Below are 6,213 nucleotides of genomic sequence, written 5' to 3' on the forward strand. Positions count from 1 at the left end.
CGAAGGGCCCCACCGCAAGGTGGGGCCCTTCGACGTTGTCCTCAGTCCCCGTTGTCCTGGTTTTTGTCCACAGCGGGTGTTTCCGGGGGTCCCCAGATGGCTTCGGCGATCTGCCGGGCCACGTCCTTCAGCATCGTGTCCGGCACGTGCAGGTACCGCGCCCTCATGCTGTCGGAGGTTCCCGGTTCCCATCCCATGATCTGGTCGATGACCCGGGCCGGCACACCGAGCAGCATGAGCACGGTCGCGGCCGTGTGCCGGGCGTCGTGCAGCCGGCCGTCCCGGACCTCCGCGTCTTCGAGTAGCCGCTTCCAGTCGTGATAGTCCGTGTTCGGGCTCAGCGGGCCACCCAGCAGCTTGGTGAACACGTAGTCCGACTCGGTCCACAGGTCACCGGCCGCCTTGCACTCTCGCTCTTGCGTCTCGCGGTGTGCACGGAGCATGGCGACCAGTGGGCCCGGCAGGGGCACGGCGCGGCGGCCCGCTCGGGACTTGGTGTTCTTGGTCTCGCGCCGGACCTGCACCTTGGCCGGGCAGTACCCCGCCTTCCGGCCGCACGGGGAGGCTTCCGGGCACCCGTGCTCGTACCGGGGGCGCAGCCGGTTCCGGCGCAGTTTCAGGTACTCATTGGCGAGGTCGACGTCAGACCAGCGCAGTCCGAGCGTCTCGCCCTGTCGCAGTCCGAGCGCCAGTGCCAGCATCCAACGGGCGCTGTTCCGGCGCTTGTTGGCTTCCAGCAGCAGACACTGCACCTCTTCAACGGAGTAGGGCTCAACCTCTGATTCGTCCTCTTCCATCCGTGGCGGCTTCGCCAGAGCGGCGGCGTTCTTCGCCGCGTAGCCGCGCCGTACGGCCTCCCCCAGCGCGGTTCGGGCGGTGCGGTGAGCCTGGTGAGCCGTACCGGCCTTGCGGGCCCCGTTCGCCTGCATACGGCGATACAGACTCTCCAGATGCTCGGGCTGCAACCGGTCAAGGCGATGCTTGCCGACACCTGGCACCAGGTGAACACGAACGGCGACCTCATAGCCGTCGTACGTGTTCTCGCTGACAGTCGGCTTGGCGATGTTCTCAACCCAGTGCAACAACCACTTCTCAACCGTCCACGGCTTGCCGGGCTGACTCGCCGAACCCGCGTCTCGCTGCTTCTCCAGCTTGCGAACTTCCTCAACCAGTTCCTCGCGCGTCTTGCGCGTCAGGTGCCGACGGTACGGCTCCCCGTTGTCCTTGTAACCCATCGGCACGCGGGCGTGCCAACGCTCGTCTTTCCCGAAGTAGATCGCGGATTCGCCGTTGGCGCGGCGGGTGCCCTTCTTCTTCTCTGCCACAGGCAGAACTCCTGTTCTTGGTCTCGGGATGAGGGCCGAGGCGGCGGGCTGTTCTGACCGGCAGCGCCGCCGCCCCGGGTGTCGTCAAGCGGCGTGTTGGGCTGCGCGCCGGCGGGCGACGTATTCGGCGGGCGCGTCCGCAGGGACGCGACGGAGGCGGCCGACGTCGATGGACTCCAGCTCACCGGTGCGGATGAGTGCGAAGCATGTGGTCCGGCCGATACGGAGGCGACGGGCCGCCTCCTCGACGGTGAGGAGCACGAGGGTGGTGTCGAACGCGTCGACGGGAGCTGTATCCATGCAGAGATCTCCCTCGGAGCGAGGAGTGGGCTTGAAGGTCTTGCGGAGATAGCGGATGACGCGTTTGTCCGAGGTGCGGATTTCTGCGTCATTGCGTCATCAGCGTCATCCAGGCTTCTGACCTGCGGCTTTGGGTGACGCAGCAGTGTCGGGGTGCGTCATCGGTGCGTCATGGGCTGCGTCACGGGTGCCGCAGCCCATGACGCAGATGACGCAGGATGACGCAGAGGCCGTCGTCTGCGTCATGGCTGTAGCCGCAGGTCAGGGGCCGTTTTCCGGCGTGCATGACGCAGATGACGCAGCGTCTTCCCTCTTAGGACAAGAGAGGGGGTGTCTGTTGTAGTTCGGTGCGCCTCAGAGCGTGAAGAAGGAGCCGCTGCGCGGCGCGTCTTTGGGGCGGCGCATGCGCCGAACAGCAAGAGGAGCACGCCTGGCCGCTGGTGCTCCTCTTGCTTGTCCGCGCGAGCGTGCGGAGCGCCGGTCAGAACATCGGCTTGTGCTCGTGCGGGGGCGCGGTGGCCGGACGGGTCATTTCGAGGTAGCGGCCCTCGCTGGTGCGGCCCGTGTCGATGAGGACGCCCCGGGCGGCCAGGGTCGGCTGAAGGCGCTTGAGCCGGTCGGAGAGGACCTTGCCGGTGGTCGGCCAACCTTTGGGCAGGGGACGGCAGTCCTCGCCCGCGTAGAGGCGACTGAGGCAGTACAGCCACTCCGTGGACGTCATCCGCTGCGCCCCGCCCGGCTCGATGGTCTCGGCATGCCCGAGGACGGTCTGCGCGAGGAGATCGCCCTCGATCACGTCGTCGTTCAGGTCGTCCAGACTCGCCCGGTAAGCACTGAGCGCCCCCAGACCGGTCGCCGCGTCGAGCTGCGCGCACAGGTGCGCGAAGTCCGCCATCCGTAGATCGGTGGGGGTCTCCGCTGCCACCGCGCGGACCTTCACCGTGAGGTCCAGGAGCGAGCCGAGGACGACGGGCAGAACGTCCGCGTACTCCGCCCACAGTTCCGCCTCGGTGCGCCGGACGCGGGGCCGCTCCAACCGCAGCGGCAGGAGCCGTTCCGCGAGGTCCGGCCGAATGACGCCCACATCGATCCCGGTCAGGAGCAGAGGCCGGCGGTAGCCGACGCGGAAGACGTCCCCGTCGGTGAACAGGGCGCGCTTGACGCTCTCGGCTCCGGTGACGATGCAGCACATGGCGTCGGACAGGTCGGGCGTCATGTGGGAGAGGTTGTCCAGGGCGGTGACCCATCCCGCCGCCACCGCCGCGGTCAGGTTCTCCTCGTCCTTCGGGGCCCGGCGCAGGTCACCGCTCATGCCCTCGATGATCCGCACGAGCATCCGCCCGCCGGTGGACTTGCCCGCGCCCTGCGGCCCGGTGAGGAACGGCGCGGGGACCGGCACGGACGGCCCCAGGCAGCCGATCAGCCAGGCGATGGCCAGGCATTCGGTCTCGGCGTTGGCGAAGTTGCACAGCCGCATCAGCAGATCGATGCCCTTGCCGTCGGTGTCCTTGGCCGGCAGGGGCAGTTCCCCGGTGAGCTGTGTCCGTCGCCAGCACACCTCACGCGGGTCGGGAATCGCGATGTCCCAGCCGGTGGGGTGGATGCGGACGGACTGCCCGTCGTCGCGGCCTAGGTCCAGCCACGTCGCCCGGTCGAATCCGGGGGCGACGCGGATGTTCACGGGCTGCACGTCCTCGGTCAGCGCGAGTGCTTCGATCAGGTCCAACGCCTCCTTGAGGGCGGTCCCGTTGAACACGCCGATCCCGTCCTTGAACAGTCCGACCATGAGTTCCTGCCGGTGGCTGCCCGTCGTGCCCTGGGAGCGGATCGGACGGGCCACGGGGTGGCCTTTCTTCTGCGCGTACACGGTCCCGTCGGCGGTGCGGAAGTAGCGGAAGTGCGCCTGGGCGTAGTCGGTGATGACCGCGCGGGCGGGGTTCTTGTCGTCCTCGGACATGGCTACATTCCCAACCTGGTCAGGGCGTTGGTCCACGCGTCGGTGCAGTGCCGTACGGTCTCGCCCTTGGCCTGCGCGGCGGTGAACAGCCGCGCCATGTGGGCGTCGGTGAGGCAGCCGCACCGGCCGTGCGTGGACAGCACGGCGAGGAACGTCCGGTACACGGTGGCGTGCACCGCCTCACGGGCCGCGGTGATGCGCTGCTCCGCCATGGCGATGCCACGGTCCAGGTAGGCCGGCGTGCGGTGAGGGCACTCCCCGCCCCCGGCCGGGGCGGGCACGGCGATGGCCTGCGGCGCGGGCGGGAGGGTGGAGGGTGCCTTCACGGTCAGGGCGCGTACGACGTCCGGCAGGGCGGTCATGGTGCCGGTTCCGGGCCCGAGCCACCGGGCGTAGGCCATCGTGGACTTGATGTCCACGCCGGGCCGGACCGCATTGGCGGACTGCATCGACCCCAGGTAGATCCAGTGCTCACCACGGGTGGTGGGCACGGTCTTTGTGACCGGCAGGGTTTTGCGCGCCCACGTCACCGCGTCGGCGTTGTCCAGGTCCACGACTGTCAGCCAGGCTCCGCCGGGGTGGTAGGCGACCGCGCCCGCCCGCACCCATGCGCGCCGCCAGACGCCGGACTGGATGACGTCCGGGTCGGTGGTCGCGGCAGCCCATGCGTGGCAGGGGGCGGGGCAGGCGCACGGCCCGGCGCTCTTCATGTTGGGCCGGCCACCGCACGCGTTGTCCGCGCAGCGGCGGCAGTTGCCGAACGGCACCTTCCCAGCTCGTAACGGCAGTACAGGCACGCCGGAAGCTGCCAGGGACAGAGCGGCAGGCAGGTGCTCTCCCCGAATGTCGGTCGGTTGGGTCATGCTGGAGGTCTCCAGTCCTGTTGAAGGTGCTGGTTGACAAGGGCGACCCCGACTTCTTGCCGGAATGGGGGGTCGCCCTTGGCGTAGTTAGAAGGGCGGTTCGCTGCTGTAGCCGTCCGGGCCCCACGGGTCGCGGCCGTCGTCGCGGCGGCGCAGCCACCGGGGCAGGCGCGGGAGGGGCAGCAGGACCATGCGCCACTCGGTCCAGCAGGGGCAGGGCTCCCACTCGGTGCCGGCGTATTCGCCGGTGTGGTCGCCGTAGTCGTATTCGGTGCCGCCGTCCCCGGCGCAGTCCGGGCAGTCGGGGGCGGGGGTGTCGGTCAGGATCAGCGTGCGGCGGGTCCAGCCGGTGACGCGGATGCGGAGTCGGATCACGGGTGTTGGGCTCCTGTCAGCGTTTGGAGTCGAAGAGCTTGAGGGTGATGCCGCCGATGCTGAGGGGGCCGGTGGCGGCGGCGATGGCGAGGGCGGTGTGGACGGCGAAGTCGAGGAGGGCGAGGAGGGCGGCGACGGTGGCGAACACCCCGATCGCGCTGGCGGTGGCGACGGCGAGGGGGTAGAGGTAGTGGCTGAGGGGGCGGTCGTGGTGGTCGGTGGTGTGGACGACGATCACGACCGGCTGTCCGGTGGCCTGTGCGCGGTGGTAGACGTCGGCTGGGATGTGCGGAGCGATGCGGCCGGGCGGGTCGGGCTGGTTCACGGGGGCTCCTTCGGGTGCGGCGTGGGCCCGCGCCGGAGAGGGTGCGGGCCCGTGTGGGGTGGGTGGTGTGCTTGTCGCGTGGCTTGTCGTCTCTCTTGTCGTGCGGCTTGTCGCCTGTCTTGTCTTGTCGCTTGTCTTGTCGCTTGTCGCCTCCCAGGTCAAAGCCCGTTTCCGACCCGTTGAGAGCCGGGAGGCGACATGTGCCCGTGCGGGGCGACATGCGACGGGTGGTCAGTTCTGCGGGGGCTGTCCGGGGATGTGGGAGTGGTGGACGTAGCGGGTTTTGGTGCCCTCGCCGACGCGGACCGCGGTGCCGTCGTTCGCCCATTCCTTCAGCCAGCCCACGACCGTCTGACGGGTCGTGCCGTGTTCGTCGGCGAGTGCGCGGGCGATCGCGGACGCTCCGGTCCCGTCGGGTCCGGCGGCGAGGAGGGCGGCGAGTGCGGCGCGCTGCGCGGGGTTGTCCTGCTCGCCGCGCAGCGCGGACAGGTTCAGCCCGCCCCCGCCCCCGCGCCCGCCCTCGGCCGTGGCGGGCGGGGTGGTGTCGGGGGTGTGGGGGTCGGCGGCGGTGCCGAATTCGGCGTCGATCTGCTCGCGGAAGCGGCGGGTGAGTTCGTCTTCCTCCGACCCCGGCCGGGATGGCTCGCGCAGGGCGGAGAGGTTCAGCCCGCCCCCGGCCGGACCGTCTGCGGACTCGCCGCCCGTATCGGTGTCGGGGTGATCGTGCATCCATGCGGTGCGTTCCGTGTCCCACCGCCGGGCATACGCGGGTCCGGCCGCCTTGGCGGACACCGGGTCGAGGGTGGGGTGCAGGTCGGAGGTGGCGGCGGTGACCTCCGTGATCTGGTTGGGGAGGATCCGCCAGGCCTTGAACAGGCCGGCCGGTGACTCGGGGGTGCCCATGAACCCGGCTCCCTTGTAAGGGGCCTGGTCGACGCGCAGTCCGCGGGCGCCGGGGAACATCTTGGAGAGGTCCATGCCCTCGGTCTCGCCCCCGGTGAGAGCGACGCGGACCTTGCCTTCCCGGCGGATCATCAGGTTGCCCAGTACGGCGCCGGTGGCTCCGAG

6 protein-coding genes and 1 pseudogene are annotated in these 6,213 nt (G+C 69.9%); all 7 read right to left on the reverse strand.

All coding sequences use genetic code 11. The features are described 5' to 3' along the window. Window positions 1-41: 41 nt before the first annotated feature. On the reverse strand, window positions 42-1,325 hold the full coding sequence (locus BMZ82_RS35880) for a tyrosine-type recombinase/integrase (protein ID WP_093781586.1): 1,284 nt from the start codon (window positions 1,323-1,325) through the stop codon (window positions 42-44). A gap of 84 nt (window positions 1,326-1,409) precedes the next feature. Next, window positions 1,410-1,625, reverse strand: coding sequence for an excisionase family DNA-binding protein (locus BMZ82_RS35885; protein WP_093781587.1), 216 nt, complete (start codon window positions 1,623-1,625; stop codon window positions 1,410-1,412). 481 nt (window positions 1,626-2,106) lie between these two features. After that, entirely contained in the window at window positions 2,107-3,582 is a 1,476-nt protein-coding gene (locus BMZ82_RS35890; protein ID WP_093781588.1) for an ATP-binding protein, read from the reverse strand. Between the two features lie 2 nt (window positions 3,583-3,584). Further along, complete coding sequence (locus tag BMZ82_RS35895; protein WP_093781589.1) at window positions 3,585-4,445, reverse strand: bifunctional DNA primase/polymerase; 861 nt, start codon at window positions 4,443-4,445, stop codon at window positions 3,585-3,587. Between the two features lie 87 nt (window positions 4,446-4,532). Further along, window positions 4,533-4,820, reverse strand: a complete 288-nt coding sequence (locus BMZ82_RS35900) for a hypothetical protein (RefSeq protein WP_093781590.1) — start codon at window positions 4,818-4,820, stop codon at window positions 4,533-4,535. Window positions 4,821-4,836: 16 nt separating this feature from the next. Further along, on the reverse strand, window positions 4,837-5,145 hold the full coding sequence (locus tag BMZ82_RS35905) for a hypothetical protein (RefSeq protein ID WP_093781591.1): 309 nt from the start codon (window positions 5,143-5,145) through the stop codon (window positions 4,837-4,839). A gap of 231 nt (window positions 5,146-5,376) precedes the next feature. Further along, window positions 5,377-6,213: pseudogene (locus BMZ82_RS35910) on the reverse strand (hypothetical protein); the annotation flags it as partial.

The organism is Streptomyces sp. yr375 (assembly GCF_900110755.1).
In the GTDB taxonomy this organism is placed as follows: domain Bacteria; phylum Actinomycetota; class Actinomycetes; order Streptomycetales; family Streptomycetaceae; genus Streptomyces.